Below are 21747 nucleotides of genomic sequence, written 5' to 3' on the forward strand. Positions count from 1 at the left end.
ACTCTTTTAAATTAATTATAAAGAATATTCCATCCCGTCCTGCAGAACTAAGCATCTGTTCTCCAGATCGTTTTCATTGATCTTCTTCTGAATATATTCACGGTTTTCTTTACAGTGGCTGACTGCTTCAAGATGCGTGACCAAGATGGAGGCATTGGGTGCATATTCACAAAGTTTGATGATGTCTTCACTGGTCATGATGATAGGATCTCCCACTGCAAAAGTGGCTGCACCTCCGGCTACAACAATATGCTGCGGCTTGTGTTGATCAATTTCTGCCGCAATTCCTTCATACCAGATGCTGTCGCCAACAATATAGAGGGTTTTATCCTCAGCTTTGAAGACAAATCCATTTACTTTACCCATTTTCTCTCCTATTTCTCCGGTTCCGTGCTGTCCTTCTGTAATAGAAATATTAATATTTTCCCAGATGATGCTGTCTTTGATAGAAATTATATTCTTAAAGCCTGATTGGGCTATCTGTCCTGCTATGATCTCAGGGCAGATCAAGGGAATATTTTTATCTAAAAGTTCAATAGCTTTTTCGTCCCAATGATCGGGATGAAGGTGAGTTACAGCCACCGCATCAATTGTTAACAGTTTATCTTTTAATTCCTCTTTACTGAACGGAAGATCAACCAGAGGATTCTCCAGTTCATTATCCGTCATCGGAAGTTTTCCCAAAGAACCTTTTGCCCCAAGCATGGGATCAATTAAAATATTTTTTTCTCCGATTTGGAGCAGCAATGTGGCATTGCGCCATAATTCTAGTTTCATTTTGCTTAATTTTGTCTTTACAAAGCTATTGCTCAAACAGGGTTAAATAATAGGCGGTTACCAAAAGGTTAACCATATATAGTAAAGTTATCTATGAATTTTGAAGAATTTAAAAACTGCGGGCTCAGACGAAGCCTGGATTTTCTTTCCGGGAAATGGAAACCATTGATCCTTCATAATCTTTTTGAGGAAGACCAGGTAAGGTTTGTAGAATTGTGGCGTAAAATGCCGAGGGTTTCGAAAAAAGTACTGTCGGAACAATTGAAACAGATGGAGGAAAATCATATCATTCAACGGATTGAAGTCTATAATTTTCCTCCTGAAGTCTATTATAAGCTTACTGATCAGGGCAAAAAATTAGGTCCTATTCTTAATCAGCTGCATCAGTGGGGAAATGATCTTGATTCTTAAAAGCACTTAAAACCTCCAAAATATTCTGGTAAATAAAATTCAGATCTTCGGCACTAATGCAATAAGGTGGAACCAGATACATGACATTCCCCAGTGGACGCATAATAATCCCACGTTTAAGGAATTCATCATACAGAACCTTTCCGATCTGATTAAAATAAGAAGTATGCTGATCAGTTTTATATTCAAAAGCCAGAATAGTTCCGGTCTGCCGTACATTTTCAACATGCGGATGCTTTGAAAGAATTTTGGCAAAATCTGAATGCTGCCTGCTGATACGGTCAATGGCCGTTAAAGTTTCTTCCTGCAGTAAAAGCTCCATGCTGGCCAAAGCTGCAGTACACGCTAAAGGATTAGCGGTAAAAGAATGCCCGTGAAACAACGTTTTATACTTGTCATCAGATAAAAAAGCGTTGAAGATTTCCTGAGAAGAAGTTGTAATTCCCATAGGCAATGTTCCGCCGGTCAGGCCTTTGGAAAAGCACATAATATCAGGTATTTCCGCCAGGTGATTGGCCGCAAACAGTTTTCCGGTTCTTCCAAAACCTGTGAATACTTCATCCTGAATCATCAGAATTTTTTCGCTTCTGCAGATTTTCATCAATTCATCAAGGTGTTCAGCTTCATACATAAGCATACCTGCTGCGCCTTGTACTAATGGTTCATAGATAAAACAGGCTGTTTCTTCTGCTATATTTTTAATCTGAATTTTTAAATTTTCCAGATTTTCCGCGTTGGGTGTATCAATAAAAACCACTTCAAAAAGCATGTTCCCGAAAGGTTTTGTCCAGACACTTCTTCCGCTCACAGACATCGCTCCGAATGTGTCACCGTGATAGGCATTCCTGAAAGCCAGAATTTTCGTCTTTTCTTTTCCCAAGTTATAAGCATACTGAATACACATCTTCAGCGCTGCTTCCACAGCGGTAGAACCATTATCCGAATAAAAAACCTTTTTCTGATTTTCCGGGAGCAGTTTCAGGAGATTTTCTGAAAGCTGAACAGCCGGTTCATGAGTAAATCCCGCAAAAATAACCTGCTCCAGAGTATGCAATTGCTGAGAAACACGTTCTGCAATGTAAGGATGAGCATGGCCATGTAAAGTCACCCACCAGGAAGAGACTGCATCAAGATATTTCTTTCCTTCATCATCATATAAATAAACGCCTTTTCCTTTAACAATGGGAATTGCATCTCCGGCTGTTTTCATCTGGGTGTAAGGATGCCAGTTAACGGCTTTGTCTCTTGACTGTAGTGATTGTATGGATGTATTCATTTTTTTTAATTAGAAGTTAGAAATTAGAGGTTAAAAGCTAGGAGATGGTGGTTCAACAGGTCAACCTGTAACTTACAAAACAACGCCTTATAAACCCGAACCCGCATCCCAGACCACATTAACAACAACTACTCTTCTCTTTCATCTTCATCGGCTTCAGACCCAGTTTTTCCAGCATCTGCATGTCTTCTGAAACTCCTGGATTAGGGGTTACCAATAGCGTTTCTCTTTCCCCCGTGAAGATGGAATTAGCTCCGGCCATAAAGCACCATGCCTGCTCTGTTTCATTCATTTCTATTCGTCCTGCACTTAATCTGACCATTGAAGAAGGCATAACAATCCTTGCTGTAGCGATCATTCTGACCATTTCCCAGGTATCCACTTTTTCGTTGTCTTCAAGCGGTGTTCCTGCTACTCTTGCCAAGGCATTAATGGGAACAGATTCCGGGTGTTTTGGCATTGTGGCTAAGGTCAGAAGCATTGAAATTCTGTCTCTGTGCGTTTCGCCAAGACCTATAATTCCTCCTGAACACACGGTTATTCCGGCTTTTCTTACATTATTGATGGTATTGATTCTATTATCAAATGTTCTGGTTGAGATGATTTCTTCGTAATACTGTTCGGAAGTATCAAGATTATGGTTGTAGGCGTATAAACCTGCTTCCTGAAGACGGATAGCCTGCTCTTCGGTAAGCATTCCCAAAGTACAGCATACTTCCAGCCCAAGTTCATTCACGCCTTTTACCATATCGATTACCCGGTCGAAATCACGGTTGTTACGGACTTCACGCCATGCAGCAGCCATACAGAAACGGGACGAGCCACTGTCCTTTGCCTTTTGGGCGTGGGCAATAACGGTCTCTGTCGGAAGCAATGCCTGTACTTTGATATTGGTATGATAGCGGGCAGCCTGACCGCAATAGGAACAATCTTCAGGACATCCTCCCGTTTTGATGGATAATAAGGTGGAGATCTGTACTTCTGACGGATCATGCCATTCACGATGAACGGTTGATGCTTTATAAATAAGCTCCAGCAAAGGCTGGTGGTAAATTTCTTCTATTTCTTCTTTTGTCCAGTTGTTTCTTACGGCTGTTTTTTTGTCCATTATCATAATTTTGTTATTGTTAATTGTTCTGCGGCAGCTTTAATGCTGTCTTTTGTTGGCTGGACCATCTCGGGAATATGAATGATTCTGGTTTCTCTTTTAATAAAGTTACAGATCACTTTTTCTGTATCCGGAGGAAAAGGTCCATTGAAAATTAAGTATTCCAGCTTCAGTTTTTTTTGTTCTAATGCCATGATGGAAAGTAAAGTATGGTTAATACATCCTAAATAATTTCTGACTACTAACGCTACAGGAAGATTAAGTCTTTCTATAAGGTCTATAATGAAAATCTCATCCGAAAACGGGACCATCAATCCTCCTGCTCCTTCTACAATAAGGCTGTTATCTGTTTTGGGAAGCTGAAACTGATCTAAATTGATTTCTATATTTTCTTCCCTGGCAGACTGATGCGGAGATGCAGCCAATTGAAAACGGTAGGTTTCCGGATGACAGACTGTATTCTCTGTCCAGGATTGTATTTTATGAGTGTCCGTATTATCAAGGTCTCCGGATTGCACGGGTTTCCAGTAATCTGCTTTAAAATATTGCGTTAAAACGGCTGAGCATACTGTTTTTCCTACTTCAGTGCCAATCCCTGTGATAAATAGTTGATTCATTTACTTGTCTTAAATAAATTCTTTAATAATTCTCGTTAGTTCTATAATGTCTTCTTCTGTATTGAAGCTGTGGAGGCATATTCTGAGTCTTTCGGTTCCTGTTTTTACAGTCGGACTGTAGACAGCATACGTTAAGAATTCATTGTCAGATAATGTTTTCTGTAAGTTTTTTAATTGCTGATTGTCCGGAACTAATACAGCCTGTATCGGGCTCAGTTTTGAAGATGGTGTTTCTATATTTTGATTTCTGAAAATTTCAATATTCTGATGAAGCTTTTTTGACAGTTCAGGTTCTAGCTTTAAAAATTCATAACCGTTTTTAATGGCGATCCATGAAAAATCCTGTGCAGCTGTCGTATAAATAAAAGGAGAAGCAAAATTTACTAAATAGGATTTCACTGTTTTATCACAAAGAATAGCTGCCCCATGCGCTCCTAAAGCTTTTCCATACGTCATCACCGCCGCAAATACATCATGTTGCAGCTGGTATTTCTCAATCAAACCATATCCGAAAACACCGAAAGCATGGGCTTCATCTACGATGAGTGCTGCACCGTATCTTTTCGCTAAAGCTGCAACTTCCTGAATGGGTGCAAAATCCCCATCCATTGAATACAGGCTTTCTATAGCAATATAACTGGGTCCGGTTTGCTTTTTCAGAATATTTTCGAGATCCTCAAGATCATTATGCCTGAATTTAATTTTTTTAGCATGTGACATTCTGCAAGCATCATGAACAGAACGGTGGATCTGCTCATCCACAATAATCGTGTCATGACGATCCGGCAGTGTGGAAAGTAAAGCCAGGTTTGCATTGTAGCCGGACGAAAAAAGCAGGGCTGCAGGATATTGATGCTGTTCGGCAATATAATTTTCTGTTTCATCAGTTATATTGCTGTTTCCGCTTATCAGCCTTGAACCGGAGCTTCCTGAAATAAGTCTTGGGTTTTCCTGTATCTGTTGTAAAAGAATGTGTTGAAATTCCTCATTTCCTGCCAAGCCAAGATAATCGTTGGAATAAAAATCAATACCATCCAGTTTTGGCTTTAATGTTCTTAATATTCCTGCCGCCTCTCTTTTATCAAGAGCTTCCTGAAATTTTTTAAGCATAGTCTAATTGGGCAACTTCTTCAGTTATCGCATTGATCCAATCATCATGCAACTCTTTTTCTATCGTCAGGATATTATCTGCGTGCTGCTTCCAGTCTGTCGAAAATTCATCTAACTGATTAATCATTTCTTCAAGATGTCCTTCTTCTTCCAGAATAATGGATTTAACCATAATTTTTGAAGATTCTTTAGTCAGAATATCCTGATAAACTGGGTATAATTCATCTGCACGGACTTCGATGGCATAAGTCACAAAAAGATAAGCGGCATATTTCAGTTCTTCTTTATTCAGATTAAATGCAGTTTGAAGATACCTGCACGCCTTTACATCCAATGAATGAAGATACTGGCGGGTGGCAACCGGAGCCAGAAGCTCGTTTGCTTCATAGGTTGTGCACAATTCCGGATCTATTTTCCGGATCTGTTTTTTTAAATAATATGCATGGCGGTGTTCCTCAGCAGCATGTTTTAGTTGAATCAGAGTCACTGAAACCGGATGCTCACATTTGGAGATCTTTCTGGCACCGGCATTTTCCATGAACGAAAGTGTGTTCAGCCATTTGGCATGGGCTACGCCATCCTGTACAATTCTTTCAAGCAATTGTTGAAATTTCATAGATCGTTATTTTGAACCAAAATTAGTATATTGCCGGACCATTAAAAGGTGCCAGTTTTAATATTATGGATAGTCCGGTTAAGATTCCTTATCAAAGTTTTATAGAAATTGACAGAAATTCAGAGACTTCGATCTATATGCAGATCGCGAATCAGTTGATTAATGCTATTCAAAGAGGCTTTTTGCCTTATGGTACCAAACTTCCGGGAACCAGGACATTCAGTGAAGTCCTGGAAATCCACAGGAATACTGCCGTTGCGGTTTATGATGAATTATCCGCACAGGGCTGGGTTGAAAGTCTTCCGAACAAAGGAACATTCATTATCGGGGAAAATCAGGAAAAGCCCGTAAGAGTTAAAGATTTTGAAAAAAACAGGCTTCAAAATTACCCTGAAGCCACAGGTTTTTCTTTTAAAACGTCTAATATTTTGGACAATCCTTTTGAACATTCGGACTGTGAGTATGTTTTTAATGATGGTGTTCCGGATATAAGGCTGACTCAGATCGGGCAGCATTCAAAGTTTTACAGCTCTATTCTTAAGAGGAAATCCAATCAGAAAATGCTGGGTCATTACAATCACGACGGAAGTGAATTTTTTAAGGAACATTTGTCACATTACCTTAATCTTTCCCGTGGACTGCCTATTTCAAAGAATAATCTTCTCATTACCCGAAGTACGGAAATGAGTATCTATATTGTTTCCGAAATTCTCCTTTCTGTAGGAGACACTGTATTGGTGGGTGCTTTAAGCTATTTTTCTGTGAATATGATCTTCCAGAAATCTGGAGTTAATATTGTTTCAATGCCTATTGATGAAGAAGGAATTATCGTACAAAATGTTCGGGAGGCCTGTAAGAAGCAGAAGATCAGGATGCTTTACCTTACGCCGCATCACCACTATCCTACTACCGTTGCATTAAGTGCACAGCGAAGGCTTGAGCTGCTGGATCTAGCCCATGAATATGGCTTTATCATCCTTGAAGATGATTACGATTATGAATTTCATTATGACAAAAGTCCTATCCTTCCATTAGCTAGTGCAGATACAAAAGGTATGGTTATTTACATCGGATCTTTTGGAAAATCATTGGCTCCGGGATTCAGGACCGGTTTTATTGTAGCTCCGGAAAATCTAATGGTTGAGATGAGGAAATATCTTGGAATCATAGACCGTCAGGGTGATATTTTAATGGAAAGGGCTTTGGGCGAAATGATTGAGGAGGGAGAAATACACCGTTACCTGAAAAAATCTTTAAAGGTTTACCAGGAAAGACGGGATTATTTTGCAGAATTACTTGAAGAAAGTTTAGAAGGATTAGTCAAGTTCCAGAAGCCTTCGGGAGGTCTTGCTTTCTGGCTGGAATGGAATGTTCAGGTGAATCTGATGCAACTGAGCCGGAATTGCGCACAGAATAACCTGTTTATTCCCAAAACACTCCTCTACCAGACCAAAGATCTTACAGCGATGAGGCTCGGTTTTGGAAATCTCAACTTCGAGGAAATTGAGAAGAGTATTGAAATTCTTTCTGATAATGCTAAGAAATTGTTATAAAAAATCTCTCGCAGATTCAGCAGATGTTTGCGTTTTATTAATCTGTTCAATCCGCTGAATTTGCGAGAGGTAAAAAAACATCTAAAAATTGCACATCAGATTTAAACTAATATAAGATTTCTCGCAGATTTTACAGATTGAGCAGATGCCTATGTTACTTATATCAGTAGGATCTTTAAAATAAAAAATTGTAACAGTTACGTTACACTTATCTAAATTTTTGTATTGAGATTCTTTCCGATAACGCTAAAAGATTGTTATAAAAAATCTCTCACAGATTAAGCAGATATAGCAGATGTTTGCGTTTTATTAATCTGCTCAATCCGCTGAATCTGCGAGAGGTAAAAAAACATCTAAAAATTGCACATCAGATTTAAACTAATATAAGATTTCTCGCAGATCTTACAGATTTAGCAGATGCCTATGTTACTTATATTAGTAGGATCTTTAAAATAAAAAATTGTAACAGTTACGTTACACTTATCTAAATTTTTGTTTTTTAATTTGATAGAGTTAATATCTTCACTTTCTTTTTCTTTTTCTTTTTCTTTTTTCTGTTCAGATAAATAATGAATCCTGTGATGGGAAGTGAAGTAGCAATCATGCCTGCAAAAAGGTATACAATTCGTCCTGTCATTCCAAAGATACTTCCGGTATGAAGGTCATAATTTCTCTCTCTTAGCGCGGTTCCATATCCGATGTTTTTGTCTTTGTAGGATTGATGCCTTAGTATTTTTCCTGTATACTGATCAAAAATAAACTGCTCATTCTGGTATTGCTTATTCCCGTACGTTACCTCAGCATAATAAGTTCCTTCTTCTGTTTTCGGGAAACTGATAAGTGCAGATTTTTTATCAGCCAGACTCCTTTCTACTCTGTTTCCAACGATATTGAAGATGTTTTTCTTGTCTGAAGATTCTTCGGAAGGGACTGTACTTTTAGCTTTCTGTTCAGTTTTCGCCTTTCCGTTCAGTGTTTTTTTGACCCATTTGTCGAAATCTTCAAAATTCCATATCAAAGCAGCATAGGAAATAAGACATAAAGGAATGATTGTATAAAATCCCAAGACATTGTGCATATCATAATTGATCCTTTTCCATTTGGCTGATGTTTTAATGGAAAACATCCCTTTGAGTGACTTCTTATTCATTTTGCGGGGAAACCAGATCACCAATCCTGAAAAAAGCATGATCGCTAATATCAGTGTAGAATATCCGGTAATGGTTTTGCCAATTTTTTCACCTAATAAAAGTCTGCGATGAAGATCCATCACGATCTCAAAAAAATCATTTTTGGCATTTTCTACCTCAAGAACCTTTCCTGTGTAAGGATCCACATAAATTCTGTAATAATAAATATAAGTTCCCCAATAGGTCAAAGCTTCATTGTTCATTTTCAGCGAACGGAATGCATAGCTTCGGGATGGATCTGAGGATATTTCTACCCTGCTAACTTTTAAACTGTCAGGAAGTGCTTGCTCAGCTTTCAATTTAAGATCGGAAAACTGCAGTTTTTCCTTTTTAATGTTTTTGACAAAATATTTCTCAGGGTGTAGGGCATGTTTCAGTTCTTTTTCAAAAGCGAGAATACATCCTGTCACTGCCATTATAACAACTATAAGCCCGGACGTTAGTCCGAGCCATAGATGTAATTGATATGCTGTCTTTCTTAGTATAGAATTCATATTAAAACTTAAGACTAACCTCTGCTACAAAGTTACGGGGCATTTGGGCTACTACAACTCCCTGTCCTGCAAAATACTGAGCATTTCCTAAATTATTCATTTTAAATCCTAATCTGTATCGTTCTTTTTCAAGAGATATGGACGCATTCACTAAAGTATAAGCCGGGAATATAAACTGTCCGGTAGTTGAATTGTCTACAGTAATCTGCTCACCGACACGGTTCACTCCAAAACCTAATCCCAGTCCCTGAAGTCCTTTGATCGGCAATATATAGCTGACCCATGAATTGAATACATTGGCCGGGCCTGCAGATGACGGACGACGCCCATCTACATTAGCGGCAGCTTTTACAAACTTACTGTCGTTGTAAGAATATCCTGCCATAATATTCAAACCTTGAACAGGGTTCAGGATGGTTTCAATTTCAATTCCTTTACTTCTCTGCTCGCCGTCCTGGATGGTAATACTATGGCTTTTTCCGTCACGGATTACTTCCGTTAATCTTAGCATATTATCAACCAGAATATCATAATATCCTACGGTGAAATTCACCCTGTTTCTCCAAAGGTTTCCTTTGAATCCCACTTCCCACTGATTAGACTTCTGTGGTTTGAAATCTCCACTGTAATCCGAAAGAGGCTGCGAAGCCGGAGGTGTGTAGCTGAAGCCGTTCATATAGTTGGCATATGCTGATAAGCGGTCTTTAAAAATCTGGTAGGATACGCCCAGTTTTGGAGACAATGCAGTCTGCTTGAATTTTGGTGAAGAAGGATTAAGGGCGTTCGTGTTCAGATCAAGCTGTCCGTTACTTTCATAGTGGTCTAAACGTAAACTTAATAGAGTAACTAAACGATCCGTAATATAAACAGCATCGGAAATATAAGCGCCATACATATTACTTGAGAATGTATTTCTTTCCAAAGGTGATTTACCTGTTTTGATACCAGCTTCGATGGCAGCCTGGGTGAAAGTCTGTATTTTTTGAAGGACCAGATCTTTAGAAATCATACCGTATTTGGCTGTCAGATTCTGCCCGTTAATGGTGTCGTATTTAACTATTGGAGAATTATTGTTGTTTAATGACTGGTTTAAATAGTCTAGCCCAATAAGAACCTTATTTTTAATTTTTCCTATTTTAAATTCTCCGTTAAAATTCTGCTGAATACTCGTAGAGGCTCCTTCAGAATTCTGCCACTGTACATTACGCTCCAGAAGGGCGTCGCTGGTATTTCCCCTGATGAACTGATACTGATACAGACCTTCCGTTTTTCTGTAGTTTCTCGAGATCAGAGTCTGCGAGCTCCAGTTATCGGAAATTTTGTAGTTCACCTCAGCTTTTACGTTGATGGAAGGTGCTTTTAAGCTCATATCATTATTGGAATAAGACCTTTTCCAGTCAAATCCAAGTTCGTCAGGAGTTGTCGCGAAAAACTTTCTCGTTCTGGAAAGGAAAATAATCGGCGTATTTGTTCCTTCGTATGTATAAATCTGAGCTCCCAAATTAAACTTTAACCGGTCATTTACCTGGTAACTTAGCGTTGGAGCCACAAACATTGACTTTCTGAATTCAGAATCTCTGAAACCGTTCTGATACTGATAGGCAGCATTCAGACGGAATAAAGTTTTTCTTGAATCTGTGATAGGGCCATATACATCAGCTGTCACACGGTTCAGGTTGTAGCTTCCCAAAAGGTAAGAAACCTCGCCTCCGAAATAATCTTTAGGCTTTTTGGTCACTACATTGATCAGTCCTCCAAAGGAATTCACCGCACCACCGTAAAGTGTTCCGGAAGGCCCTTTGATCACGTCAATACGCTCAATATCCGCAGGATCGATTTCTGAATTGGTTGTCGCTGGTACACCATCTACCATAGACACTCTGGTAGGAAACCCTCTTAAGTTATAATAAAAGCTTCCATCTCCTGCTCTACCTGCACTTCCCTGCATTTTTACAATACCCGGAACGTTTTTCAAAGCGTCCGAAACATCATAAACCAGCTGTTCTTTCAGGATCTGCTGATTGATGCTTGTATACATTTGGGGATTTTCTATGTTTTTCAACGGCATTTTAGAAATCGAGGTACTGTCCTTATCCAGAAATTTATTTCTGCTTACGGCATATACCGTGATGCCTTCGATGACGTTGTTCTCTACTGAAGTGTAAATCACCGGGATTTCAAAGACATCTTTCTGGATGCGGATCTGCTCACGCATCAGTTCAATGTCATTTAAAACCACCTGAAGCGTATATTCTCCAGGCGGCACATTATCAAAATAATATTCTCCTAAATTATTGGTTTTTGCCTGATACGGCGTATTGACTAACCTTAAAAGCGCATTCTTTACAGGCACTTTTTCAGACAGCATGACCTTGCCGTTAACGCGCTCACTTTGCTGGGCAGAAATGACAAGCGGAAAGCTGACAAGAAGTAAAAGTAATATAAGGGTTCTAAATGTTTTCATGCTGTAAATTTTGTAACAGTGGATAGTTTATTTTGCCGTTTTGTGATAATGGAAATGATTCTATGTGTTCGGTGCGTACGTACTGCGGATTGATGCGCAGTTTATTTTTAATGGTTTCTGTAATGGTTTGGGGATCAATATTGATATTGTCATACAGAACAATGATCTTTTTATCATTGCCGTTAAGACAAACCACTGTATTCCCTTCCAGTTCATTCTTAAGGATAAACTCTACCTCATCCAGGTTGAGACGGATTCCGAAAAGCTTCATGATCCGCTTGATTCTTCCTGTGATATAATACAGTCCGTTCTGCCCTCTTCTGCCTGTATCTCCTGTATGAAGAACCTTAGGTTGTTCATAGGTCGAAAGATCTTCAAGCTTGTTGGCATACCCGCCGCTGATGCTTGAATGTAAAAAGAGCAGTTCATCCGTTTCAGGATCGATCTGGAAGCTTCCTCCGTGTACAGGAGTACCAATAGATGTTTCCTCCTCAAGAAGTCCGTCTGTGGTAAGATAAGCCATTCTTCCGCCTGCTTCAGTCTGTCCGTACTGGGCGAAAAACTGTTTCTCGAACTCAAGGCAGTAATTGAAGATGGTTTTTCTCAATTCAGCATTAATGACACCTCCCGTATGGGTCATGTATCTCAGGCTGATGCTGTCTTTTCTGAAAAACCCTATTCTGTTCAGGTTTTCATACAAATATGGAACGCCTCCCAGCGTGCTGTACCCGTACTCTTCCATTTCGTCCCAGAATGCTTTCTGCATAATGTCTTTGTCCGTACAGACTATTCTTCCCGCCCGCATACAGTTGGTGGTAAAAATAGAAAAACCGTACACGAAATTAATCGGTACGTTGAGCGGAACTACATCCGTTTCCAGGATGGGCATGTATTGAAGGATGCTCACAGCATTCTGATAAAGGTTTTCATCTGAAAGCTTCACCAGCTTCGGAACTCCGGTGGTTCCGGAAGTACTTAAAAGGATCTTGATTTCGGAATGAATAACTACTTCAGGTTTATAATCTTCCTTAACAAAGATTTTCACCGTTTCTGAAAACTCCTTTAACGAATATCCCTGAACCTCATCTCTTGAGGGATCAAAGATATATTTGGGACGGTATTCCGCTTCCAGACGTTCTTTAAACTCCGGATGAAGTTTCTGTCCCAAAACAGCAATGGCATGTGCCGTTCCATAAAAATTGAGGAGCACTTCAATGCTCGGCACCTGATTGTCATTGTACAAAAAGATCAATCCTTTTTCTACAGGATTGAGGCCTAAAGAACGGTACAGTGTTCCAACCGGCGTGGAAGCACCGGTGGAAGCATCTGTAAACAACAAGTGCTTGTTGGCAATTACATTTTCTAAAATTTTCATATACTTAGTTTTCTACGAGTACATCGTATTTTTTCATTTTTTCGCGGATCTTTCCGACGGTTCCCATTTCAAGGATGTCGTTAAAGTCAAACTTGACACGGTAGAACTGCTCCAAAGCTTCTACAATAAGCAGATGCGACATGGAGTCCCACTCAGGAATTTCCTGATACGTCAGGTTTTCGTCTACCAATTCTTTTTTCACAGCGATTGCTGATGCGATAATTTCATAAAATTCGTCTGTTGTGTGCATTTTAAATTTTTATAGTTTTCCATTTACCATTTTTGAAGATCATGAGGAAGAGTATAGCCAGCACGATTTCCGAGGAAACAATAGCCGTAAATATTCCTTTCAGTTCCCATTGAAGTCTTACCCCAAGCAGGTAAGCCAAAGGAAGCTGAATCACATAAAACATGATCATGTACAGCAGGGTCACCTGCATAATATTGCCTGCCGCATTAAGTGCACGGCTGATCACCATTGTAAAGCCTAGTAAGAGATAAGCCATAGACACCACATGGATGTACTGTACGGCATATCTGGCTACCTCAGCTTCCTTGGTGAAGAACGTCACCACATATTCCGCAGCGAACTGCCAGAATATAGCGACGGCTATCAGATAGGTCATATTGATTCCTCCGGCTCTCCATACCGTTTTCTCTGCGCGGTCCGGGTTGCCAGCTCCTAGATTCTGTCCTGTAAGAACCCCTGCGGCATTTCCTATTCCCCAGGCCGGCATCGTCGCCACAGAAGCAATTCTCTGCGCAATAATGTATCCTGCAAGAGCAGTAGTGCCGAAGGTGGCGATGATTTTAACCATGATCAGCCAGCTTGAAGCAGGAATAATATACTGAACCAGCCCGCCAAAAGTAATTTTCAGGATTTTCTTAATTAAAGGCAGATCAAGATGAAATTTCACCAGGATATTCACACTGGTTTTGCGTGTAAGAAGAATAAAGAACTGATATAAAACCGCCAGTAACCGGGATAATATGGTAGCATACGCCAATCCCATTATTCCGTAAGCGGGAATAAAACCAAGTCCGAAAACAAGAATCACGGCAAAGATCATACTGGAGATATGGCAAAGCCAAAGCGACTTCATCGCCAGATCCGCATCGCCAGCTCCTCTGAAAAGACCATTGATAGACAGACGCACAATCACCAGACCGATACTCAGAAAGACCAGCTTGGAAAAAGGAAGTCCGTTATCTACCATCCCAGTATTGAATCCAAGGAAACTTATGATTTCGCCAGCAAAAAGGAATGACAGACCGCCAATCAGTAATGCAAAAGCAGCAGCCAGCAATATGATGTAGTGTGCAGTCCGGCTCATACCTTCCTGGTCTTTTTCTCCTGCTCTCCTTGCCGTCAGTGTTGCAGCAGCGATCCCCAAACCAATGGCAATGGCATTGGCAAAATTGATATAGTTATCTGCAATTCCCACGAGGCCAAGGACCTTATCCCCTAGTCTTGCAATAATTAAAAGATTGATGCTGACAAAAACAGATTCCATTACCAGCTCCATCACCATAGGAATGGCTAGGCTGAAGATAGAACGGTTGATACTCCCTGAGGTAAGTTCTACTTTTTTTCCCGCTAAAGCTCCGTACGCAAATACAGAGCCTTCTTTTACAAGATGCAGAAACTTTCTCATACGGTCGCTACAGAGTTTTTATTCGCAATCTGATACAAAGGATTCGGCAGTGCACCGTCTTTCTTTGGAATAGCAAATGCTTTATTTTCGCTGTAGCCGTTGTTTTTCAAACGAAGACTGTTGATGTAGAACCTTTTGAATGTAGGAACATACAGATCATATTTTTCATAACGCTCATTCAGATGAGGATTATGATTCTTGTAGTTCTCTATACACTCATGAACAAGCGTCCAGAAGGTCTCTTCCTGAAAATTGGAATGGGTATGCAGAACATTGGATAAATACCTGAAGAACGCATCAAAAACACCCAAAAGAATAGACAGCGGAACGTTTTCCTTGTTGGAAGACTGGATCAGTCCGTCTGCCAGATGATCAGGAAGTTTCTCCCTTGCTTCTGCAGTCAGGACAATATCATCTACAAAATCTTTAATCACAATTCTCTGTGGCACTCCGTTTTTCAATACCACCATGATGTTTTCTCCGTGAGGTGTTACACAAAGAGAATGAGTATAATAAATGTGAAGCAACGGTGTAAGATAGGCATCCAGATAATCTGTAATCCACTGCTGAATACTGATTCCTGCCTGTTCTGCAAAAGCCTGTACCAACGGAACTCCATTCTGATCTACAAAAAGCAGGGAAGCCATGGTAAACATTTCTTCGTCTTCCTGTAAATAATTGGAAGCACTTTCACGCCATAAAGCCCCTAGAAATTCATTATACTGGTAAGGAACACCGGCAATCGCGCTGTATTGAGGATGCAGATAAGCAATAGAAGCTTCTTCTCCTAAAAATATGGTTCCTTTTTTTTCAAGATAAGTATCACCCTTGATCAATCCTTTTACCCAGTCTGTAATGGAAGGCGCAATTTTCATCTGCTTAGGCGACAGTCCTCTGATGTTTCCTGTACTTAAAATAGAAACAGCGGTTTTCAGATATCTTTTTTCAGGATGATCTGTATTAAACAAAGTTCTGATGCTCTGTTGCGGACTGTAGATATCATTTCCTTCTCCTAATAGAATTAAAATACCGGATGCGATATCGCCTGCAAAGTGAATTTTCAGCTTATGTTCCCACTGCCATGGATGTACGGGAATTAAATTATAATCCTCAGGAGACTTTCCGGAATCAATCAGCGTTTGTTGAAAAGCCTGATACAATTCGTCTCCAATTTCAGAACGGTAAAATTCTTCCTGATCAATAGGCTCCAGCGACTGGAACGCTGATCTGTCCTTATGAGCAGCCAGCCATAAAACTTTTAAATTCTCTCCTGCTTCCGGAGCAAACGCTTCAAGATCGGTAGGTGAAAAGCCTAACCTGCTTTTGTTAACGATCACCCACGGATGGCCCGTCATCTGATGCTCTACCGTCTGGTAATTACTTGACGCCAGTTCTTTTGAAGACATCACGCCTCTGGATAAGATGAGTGCATCACAGTATAAAGTATGCAGCAATTCTTCGGTATATCTCGCCAGCGTATTGGCATCCAGATCGAAAACGGTCTGCATTTCAAGGAAGAACTGGGGAATATTCAGTGCTGAGGTTTTTACACCGTTCTCGATTTTTTCGATACTGTCTGTATCAATATGCCAGTAATCCATGATTCTTTCCTGTCCGCGGAATTGGTACTCTATATTTTCGATCCCGGTCTCCAGTTTGAAGACTGTGAATCCAGCTTCGTCCTGTGAAACGGCAACAGGTTTTAACCGTTCTTCATGCATTAATTCTGCAATCGTCTTGGCCATCAGGTCTCTGTTGGCCTGTAGCCAGATTTCCTGACTGATTATATTATTTTTTAAGTTGGTGTTCATTGTTCTGTTATATTTTGACAGTTGGCATCGCAGCGTGTTTCTCTACATCAAAATCCTGGAAAGCAATTTTCTTTTCGATTTTATAATATTCTCTTCCCAAAATGTCATTGATGATATAGGAATTACGGTACGCCGCCATTCCAAGATCGGTAGAAATGTAGCTGTGGGTGTGTACTTCTGCATGAAGCACATAGATTTCTCCACCGTTATGGTCTATGGAATAATTCCTGTTGACCGCAAATAATCCTGCGGAATCTCTTTTAATCCTGGACTGAATATTTTTCAGGAAAGCAGGTTCGTGATAACGGTATCCTGTTCCTACCACCAGATAGTCAGCTTCCTGTTCGTAAGGGACATCCTGCTCCAATTGGGTGAACTCAAGGGTCAAATGATCCGGATTGCTGTTATCTACTCTATTCAGCTGACTGTTTGGAATGATGGTCAGTTTTGGATCAGCATTATCAATATTCAGGTCGTAGATGAAATCATAGATCTGGTTGATGAGGTCGTAATTGATTCCTTTGAACTGAGCCTGCTGCTTACTTAATATTGATTTTCTTGCCGCTTCATCCCTGCTGTAGAAATAATCCACATAATCAGGAGAAGTCAACTCCAGCGTCAGCTTTGAATATTCCATCGGGAAGAAACGGTCCGGACGGGAATACCAGCCCAATTGGGTGCTTTCATCACGGCTTTGCAATAAATCATAAAAAACCTCAGCAGCGCTCTGTCCTGAACCGATCACGGCAATTTTTTTACCCTGAGCTAAAAGTTCCTCTTTGCGGTACAGATAAGAGCTTGTATGAAGAATACGGGAATCTTCTTTCGGAATAAACGAAGGAATGTGAGGCTGTGTGCCTGTTCCCAGGATCAGTCTTTCTGTTCTGAAAACCTCTGTCTCCTTGGTTTTGGTATGAATGGTTGTGATTAAATACAATCCGTCTTCATACACAATATCAACAACCTGTGTTGAAAAACGACACTGTGGAAGCTGGCTCACCACCCATTGGCAGTAACGGTTGTATTCTTTACGCGGAATGAAAAAATCTTCTCTGATAAAGAATTTGTACAGCCTGTTCGTTTCTTTCAGATAGTTCAGAAGGCTTAAAGGATTCGTAGGATCTGCCATGGATACGCAGTCGCAAAGAAAAGGCGTCTGCAGTGTTACATGGTCGATCATTAATCCCGGATGCCAGTCGAAACCGTCTCTCTGGTCAAGGAAAAGTGTTTTTAATTCAGAAATCGGATTGGATAAAGCGGCCAATCCTAAATTAAAAGGGCCAATACCTATTCCTATCACGTTATATATCGTTTCGTTATTCATGTTCAGTAATTTTTACGGTGAATTCTACGTCTTTGTTTTGCGGAAATTTTTCCCAGTACCATTCTCTGTAGCAGAAATTAAGGTTGGCTTTTTTATGAGGCATTTCAATGACTTTATCTACTTTGAACCCGACATGAGCCTTGTTCATCATAGAAGCAAGAGAATCTACCGAGCCTTCCCCTACCATTTTTCCAACCTCAGGCTGGGCAAATACATAATCTACCATAGACTGTGTGGAAGGAGAAACGTATTTCTTCTTTGGAGCTGTGGGTGCGATAAATTGGTGGGTTCCGTAATCGGTAGGCAGTACATCATAGTAATCCCCGACAATGTCTCTGCATGGCCAGTAAACCTCAATATTGCATGTAGGTTCGCCATTGCTCATGACAATGTAGCTGTGTGCTTCATCACCCGGCAGCATTAAACGGTAATAGGTTTCCAGCTCGTCAATCGGCCAGTTCATCTGCCAGATTTTGATCGCGTGTTCACGGTTAAACCATTCATGAAGCATTTCAAGGTCTTCATCAAGATCAACAGGTCTCATCGTAACCGTGACATCATCTTTCTGGAAATAACGTTTGAAGAAAGCTTCTTTCCCTTTCGGATGAATCAGCTGATCAGAGAAATAGTGATAATGAAGAAGGTTTGGAACTTTGGCGTAAGAAATGGCTGCCGCGCTTGTAATACCATCGATTTCATTGGCAACCGCCTTAAAGTTGGTTTTTGTTCCCCAATGACGGTTTTCAAGTGCATAACGCGTAAAATCTGAAGGCATTTCCTGATGAATCTGTTCAAATTCGGTGTGCAGCATATTGATCAGTGTTCTCTCTTTCACCCATCCCGTCTTTCCTAATGATGCTACAAGTGCTGAAAGATTGCTCACTAAAACATGGTAAGAAATAATATCTAAAAGACGTTCATCCCTGATGAAAAGTTCTTCAATCTCAGGATACGCTTTGGAAAGTTCCGCATACTGTTCCCTTGCACTTTCTCTTAACAAATATCCCTGCGCATCTCTTACAAAAAGAGTCGTCGGAAGCAACTGATCATCCAGTTGAATTAAAAGATTCTGTTGGTGCGCTTCAGGAGCCATGCCGTATTGGCTGTATAAATGATTTAAAGGAGCAATCAGCAGGTGAATATATTTTGAAAACCAAGTGGTCACCGATTCTTCCGGACTGGTTCCTAATTTTTCAGAAACATCTGTAAAGAACTTTTGGATAAAATTCTGTCCGTCTGCAGGCTCGTCCTGACACAGTCTTGCTAGAAGAAGAATTTTATCTTCCGGCTGGAACGGATTTTCGCGGATCAGCAGATTAAGGCTTTCAATATTTTTATGCTGATGATAAACGCCTAATGTTACAGGCTCCAAAAGCAGTTTGAACTGATTGAAATCTTTTTCAAATGATGCTCCTGCGTGTTTTCTCCATAAAGCTGATGCATAACCTCTTTTTAAATCTTTCTCCGTGTTGATCCTTATCGATCCTGTTAGAAGAACATGTAAAGAAAACTTAGGCATCCACGGAATTTGAGGACTGTACATACTTCTGATGGAAGAGGTTGAATAAAACTCTTCCCCGAAAGTTCCGATGTGGATTAAAGTACGGTCTTTGATCATTTCCGCTCCTTCTTCGATAGACAAAAGATAAGTAGCTTCCCACGGATGGCAAGGAATCGTATAAAAATCAGAAAGTTTTTCACCCTCGTTAAGGTATTTCGCTTCAAGATCTTCCGGTAATGAAACGATGCTTTTCAGAAATTCGTTGTAAGGCTGCTCCAAAACCGACTGCTCCTGAACACAGCTTTTGTGCACCAGGAAATACTCCAGCTGAATGCCTTTATTGAATTCCGGACCATACAGAAGCTGCTCTTCTCTGGAGAATCCCATTCTCGCTTTTGTGAAAGGGTGAAGATTGTGTCCTACAGGAAGCTGCTGTTCAGATTCCAGGAAAGAATACGTTAGAGCACCTTTATCCTGTAAACCTTTCTCCATGATCATTTCCAGATTTCTTAAGCTGCTGTGAATTCTTTTCGTAAATAATTCAAGACCTTTTTCACTGAATTGCTCAGAAAGTTCGCGGTATACCAGTTCGATAAGCTGATCAACACCCGGTTCAAAAACCTTCTGATTTTTATGATCAACCACCCATAAAGGCAATCCATAATTGTGGAAAGCACTTTCAGAACGGTAAGAAACCGGAGCAAATAAAAAGATGTCGCTTTTCTTTAATTCAAATCTTATATGAAGCGGATATGTGCTGTTTTCCAGTGTCTTAGCCGTAAGGATATCGTATTTCGGAACTCCCTGATAGAACTTTCCGTTTCCAAGCTCACGAAGCATTCCGTTCAGCAGGATTCTAATCGTGATTTCCTGTGCTTTTTCCGTAAGCTTAGTTGGCTGTACCAAAGTCTTCTCCATGCGATTGTATTGTATTTAAAATTTGGTGAACATCTTCTGTTGTCGTAATCGGGTTCAGGAAAGTAAACTTCAGGTAGAAATTTCCGTCTACTTTGGTACTTGCCACCAGGATTTCCCCGCTGTAGAAAAGCTTCATTTTGATATGCTGGTTCAAAGCATTCAGGTCTTCAATATCAGGTCTGATATAACGGAAAACCAGAACGCTCAAATCCGTATCGGAAAGCAGTTCGAAGTGAGGATTTTCAGTGATCATAGACGCTACATCTTTGGTAAGGTTTATTACTGTATCTGTATATTCTGCGAGCTGTTCTTTGCCCATCATTCTTAAAGTAAACCACAGTTTCAGGGCATCGAACCTACGCGTACTCTGGATAATGGATTTGTTGATCTGTGCAGGAATTTCCTCTTCATCCATTTCCGCAGGATTTAGGTAGTCTGCATGGTGTTTCAGAATTCTTAATTCCCTTTTGTTTTTAACGATGAATGCACTGCTGCTGATAGGCTGGAAGAAAGATTTATGATAATCTATTGTCACCGAATCCGCTCTTTCGATACCGTTCAGAATGTGACGATACTTTTCGCTTAATAATAAAGCACATCCGTAAGCCGCATCTACGTGCATCCAGATATTGTATTGCTCGGCAACGTTTGCAATATCTTCCAGTGGATCTACGTTTCCGAAGTCTGTAGTTCCGGCCGTAGCTACAATTCCGACAGGAATATTTCCCATCTGCTCTTCTCTCTTAATATATTTTTTAAGCAAAGCGATGTCCATGCAGAATCTTTCATCTGTAGGCACTTTAACGATACATTTTTCGCCTAATCCCATGATAGAGGCGTTCTTTAGGTTGCTGAAGTGAGATTTATCGGAAACAAAGATCCTGAAATGTCCGGCCTCCTGTGGAAGACCATCCAGCTTAATATTATGGTTGTATCTCTTCTGGGAAAAGCAGTCACGCATCATTACAAGTCCCATCAGGTTGCTCTGTGATCCGCCTGCTGTGAAAACGCCGTCGCTGGTTTCTGCATTATATCCTAACTGTTCTGCGGTCCAGTCGATCAGTTTTCTTTCCATGAAGGTTCCTCCGGCACTCTGGTCGTAGGTATCCTGGGAAGAATTAATGGCACTGACAAGGATTTCTCCTGCTAAAGCCGGAATTACAACGGGACAATTAAGGTGTGCCACGTATTGTGGAAGGTGAAAAGCAGTGGCATGCTTCACATATATAGTATCTACTTCTTCAAGCAGCTCCTGATACGAAGATAGCTTTTGGTTAAGGTCTATCTGCTGTACCATGCCTTTCATTTCTTTGGCTTCTATTCCGCTAAAGGGTTTGTCGTTTCTGTGAAGAAAGGTTCCCACAAGGTCTAAAGTTTCTTCAACAGCGGAACGATAATGATCATAATTGTGAGAATGAAAAATATTTCCAAAATTCCCCGAAATGTGAGGTAAGTAGGCGCCCAGGATCTCTCCGGCGGGCATTTGATTGTTGTTCATATACGTATTTGTAAGGTGATTTTAAAATCAATAAGTTGTGTAAAAGTGT

At 40.3% G+C, this 21747-nt stretch carries 17 protein-coding genes; 2 read left to right on the top strand and 15 right to left on the bottom strand.

Features of this window, described 5'->3' with window-relative positions; translation table 11 throughout:
• Nucleotides 1–15 precede the first annotated feature (15 nt).
• Nucleotides 16–777 (bottom strand): MBL fold metallo-hydrolase, encoded by a 762-nt coding sequence (locus ACMGDK_RS02270; protein WP_436806434.1) that lies wholly within the window; start codon nt 775–777, stop codon nt 16–18.
• A 93-nt stretch (nt 778–870) separates the two neighbouring features.
• Here ACMGDK_RS02270 and ACMGDK_RS02275 point away from each other — a divergent pair, with 93 nt between their 5' ends.
• Nucleotides 871–1188 (top strand): winged helix-turn-helix transcriptional regulator, encoded by a 318-nt coding sequence (locus ACMGDK_RS02275; RefSeq protein ID WP_436806435.1) that lies wholly within the window; start codon nt 871–873, stop codon nt 1186–1188.
• On the opposite strand, the gene bioA is transcribed toward ACMGDK_RS02275, so the two are convergent.
• The 5 genes from bioA to ACMGDK_RS02300 form a co-directional block, all read right to left on the bottom strand.
• On the bottom strand, nt 1148–2464 hold the full coding sequence (bioA, locus tag ACMGDK_RS02280; RefSeq protein ID WP_436806436.1) for an adenosylmethionine--8-amino-7-oxononanoate transaminase: 1317 nt from the start codon (nt 2462–2464) through the stop codon (nt 1148–1150). The genes ACMGDK_RS02275 and bioA overlap by 41 nt on opposite strands.
• Nucleotides 2465–2582: 118 nt before the next feature.
• Nucleotides 2583–3572, bottom strand: a complete 990-nt coding sequence (gene bioB, locus ACMGDK_RS02285) for a biotin synthase BioB (RefSeq protein WP_436806437.1) — start codon at nt 3570–3572, stop codon at nt 2583–2585.
• Nucleotides 3573–3574: 2 nt separating this feature from the next.
• Complete coding sequence (bioD, locus tag ACMGDK_RS02290; protein ID WP_436806438.1) at nt 3575–4189, bottom strand: dethiobiotin synthase; 615 nt, start codon at nt 4187–4189, stop codon at nt 3575–3577.
• A 9-nt stretch (nt 4190–4198) separates the two neighbouring features.
• Entirely contained in the window at nt 4199–5299 is a 1101-nt protein-coding gene (locus tag ACMGDK_RS02295) for an aminotransferase class I/II-fold pyridoxal phosphate-dependent enzyme (RefSeq protein WP_436806439.1), read from the bottom strand.
• Nucleotides 5292–5915, bottom strand: coding sequence for a hypothetical protein (locus ACMGDK_RS02300; RefSeq protein WP_436806440.1), 624 nt, complete (start codon nt 5913–5915; stop codon nt 5292–5294). Before ACMGDK_RS02300 ends, ACMGDK_RS02295 begins: the two co-directional genes overlap by 8 nt.
• A gap of 65 nt (nt 5916–5980) precedes the next feature.
• On the opposite strand from ACMGDK_RS02300, the gene ACMGDK_RS02305 reads away from it, so the two are divergent.
• Complete coding sequence (locus ACMGDK_RS02305) at nt 5981–7468, top strand: aminotransferase-like domain-containing protein (protein WP_436806441.1); 1488 nt, start codon at nt 5981–5983, stop codon at nt 7466–7468.
• Nucleotides 7469–7967: 499 nt separating this feature from the next.
• Here the strand turns inward: ACMGDK_RS02305 and ACMGDK_RS02310 are convergent, their stop codons facing one another.
• From ACMGDK_RS02310 to ACMGDK_RS02350, 9 genes are read right to left on the bottom strand one after another with little or no spacing between them, the layout of a single operon-like run.
• Complete coding sequence (locus ACMGDK_RS02310; RefSeq protein ID WP_436806442.1) at nt 7968–9152, bottom strand: PepSY-associated TM helix domain-containing protein; 1185 nt, start codon at nt 9150–9152, stop codon at nt 7968–7970.
• Nucleotide 9153: 1 nt separating this feature from the next.
• On the bottom strand, nt 9154–11616 hold the full coding sequence (locus tag ACMGDK_RS02315) for a TonB-dependent siderophore receptor (protein ID WP_436806443.1): 2463 nt from the start codon (nt 11614–11616) through the stop codon (nt 9154–9156).
• Nucleotides 11603–12991, bottom strand: a complete 1389-nt coding sequence (locus ACMGDK_RS02320) for an AMP-binding protein (protein ID WP_436806444.1) — start codon at nt 12989–12991, stop codon at nt 11603–11605. Before ACMGDK_RS02320 ends, ACMGDK_RS02315 begins: the two co-directional genes overlap by 14 nt.
• Before the next feature lie 4 nt (nt 12992–12995).
• A complete protein-coding gene (locus ACMGDK_RS02325) occupies nt 12996–13241 on the bottom strand; it encodes an acyl carrier protein (RefSeq protein WP_062646915.1) in 246 nt (81 codons plus the stop codon).
• Between the two features lies 1 nt (nt 13242).
• Complete coding sequence (locus tag ACMGDK_RS02330; protein WP_436806445.1) at nt 13243–14646, bottom strand: MATE family efflux transporter; 1404 nt, start codon at nt 14644–14646, stop codon at nt 13243–13245.
• Nucleotides 14643–16457 (bottom strand): IucA/IucC family protein, encoded by a 1815-nt coding sequence (locus ACMGDK_RS02335; protein WP_436806446.1) that lies wholly within the window; start codon nt 16455–16457, stop codon nt 14643–14645. The genes ACMGDK_RS02330 and ACMGDK_RS02335 overlap by 4 nt, the downstream gene beginning before the upstream one ends.
• Nucleotides 16458–16464: 7 nt before the next feature.
• On the bottom strand, nt 16465–17781 hold the full coding sequence (locus tag ACMGDK_RS02340; protein ID WP_436806447.1) for a lysine N(6)-hydroxylase/L-ornithine N(5)-oxygenase family protein: 1317 nt from the start codon (nt 17779–17781) through the stop codon (nt 16465–16467).
• Nucleotides 17774–20200, bottom strand: a complete 2427-nt coding sequence (locus ACMGDK_RS02345) for a GNAT family N-acetyltransferase (protein ID WP_436806448.1) — start codon at nt 20198–20200, stop codon at nt 17774–17776. Before ACMGDK_RS02345 ends, ACMGDK_RS02340 begins: the two co-directional genes overlap by 8 nt.
• Nucleotides 20172–21698: a pyridoxal phosphate-dependent decarboxylase family protein gene (locus tag ACMGDK_RS02350; RefSeq protein WP_436806449.1), complete on the bottom strand. Its 1527-nt coding sequence runs from the start codon at nt 21696–21698 to the stop codon at nt 20172–20174. Before ACMGDK_RS02350 ends, ACMGDK_RS02345 begins: the two co-directional genes overlap by 29 nt.
• Between the last annotated feature and the right edge of the window lie 49 nt (nt 21699–21747).

The organism is Chryseobacterium hilariae, from assembly GCF_051400735.1.
GTDB lineage: Bacteria > Bacteroidota > Bacteroidia > Flavobacteriales > Weeksellaceae > Chryseobacterium.

Bases quoted from the DNA above. Each gene is read 5' to 3' on its own strand.
- ACMGDK_RS02270 (WP_436806434.1), bottom strand. From the start codon at position 777: ATGAAACTAGAATTATGGCGCAATGCCACATTGCTGCTCCAAATCGGA.
- ACMGDK_RS02275 (WP_436806435.1), top strand. From the start codon at position 871: ATGAATTTTGAAGAATTTAAAAACTGCGGGCTCAGACGAAGCCTGGAT.
- bioA (WP_436806436.1), bottom strand. From the start codon at position 2,464: ATGAATACATCCATACAATCACTACAGTCAAGAGACAAAGCCGTTAAC.
- bioB (WP_436806437.1), bottom strand. From the start codon at position 3,572: ATGGACAAAAAAACAGCCGTAAGAAACAACTGGACAAAAGAAGAAATA.
- bioD (WP_436806438.1), bottom strand. From the start codon at position 4,189: ATGAATCAACTATTTATCACAGGGATTGGCACTGAAGTAGGAAAAACA.
- ACMGDK_RS02295 (WP_436806439.1), bottom strand. From the start codon at position 5,299: ATGCTTAAAAAATTTCAGGAAGCTCTTGATAAAAGAGAGGCGGCAGGA.
- ACMGDK_RS02300 (WP_436806440.1), bottom strand. From the start codon at position 5,915: ATGAAATTTCAACAATTGCTTGAAAGAATTGTACAGGATGGCGTAGCC.
- ACMGDK_RS02305 (WP_436806441.1), top strand. From the start codon at position 5,981: ATGGATAGTCCGGTTAAGATTCCTTATCAAAGTTTTATAGAAATTGAC.
- ACMGDK_RS02310 (WP_436806442.1), bottom strand. From the start codon at position 9,152: ATGAATTCTATACTAAGAAAGACAGCATATCAATTACATCTATGGCTC.
- ACMGDK_RS02315 (WP_436806443.1), bottom strand. From the start codon at position 11,616: ATGAAAACATTTAGAACCCTTATATTACTTTTACTTCTTGTCAGCTTT.
- ACMGDK_RS02320 (WP_436806444.1), bottom strand. From the start codon at position 12,991: ATGAAAATTTTAGAAAATGTAATTGCCAACAAGCACTTGTTGTTTACA.
- ACMGDK_RS02325 (WP_062646915.1), bottom strand. From the start codon at position 13,241: ATGCACACAACAGACGAATTTTATGAAATTATCGCATCAGCAATCGCT.
- ACMGDK_RS02330 (WP_436806445.1), bottom strand. From the start codon at position 14,646: ATGAGAAAGTTTCTGCATCTTGTAAAAGAAGGCTCTGTATTTGCGTAC.
- ACMGDK_RS02335 (WP_436806446.1), bottom strand. From the start codon at position 16,457: ATGAACACCAACTTAAAAAATAATATAATCAGTCAGGAAATCTGGCTA.
- ACMGDK_RS02340 (WP_436806447.1), bottom strand. From the start codon at position 17,781: ATGAATAACGAAACGATATATAACGTGATAGGAATAGGTATTGGCCCT.
- ACMGDK_RS02345 (WP_436806448.1), bottom strand. From the start codon at position 20,200: ATGGAGAAGACTTTGGTACAGCCAACTAAGCTTACGGAAAAAGCACAG.
- ACMGDK_RS02350 (WP_436806449.1), bottom strand. From the start codon at position 21,698: ATGAACAACAATCAAATGCCCGCCGGAGAGATCCTGGGCGCCTACTTA.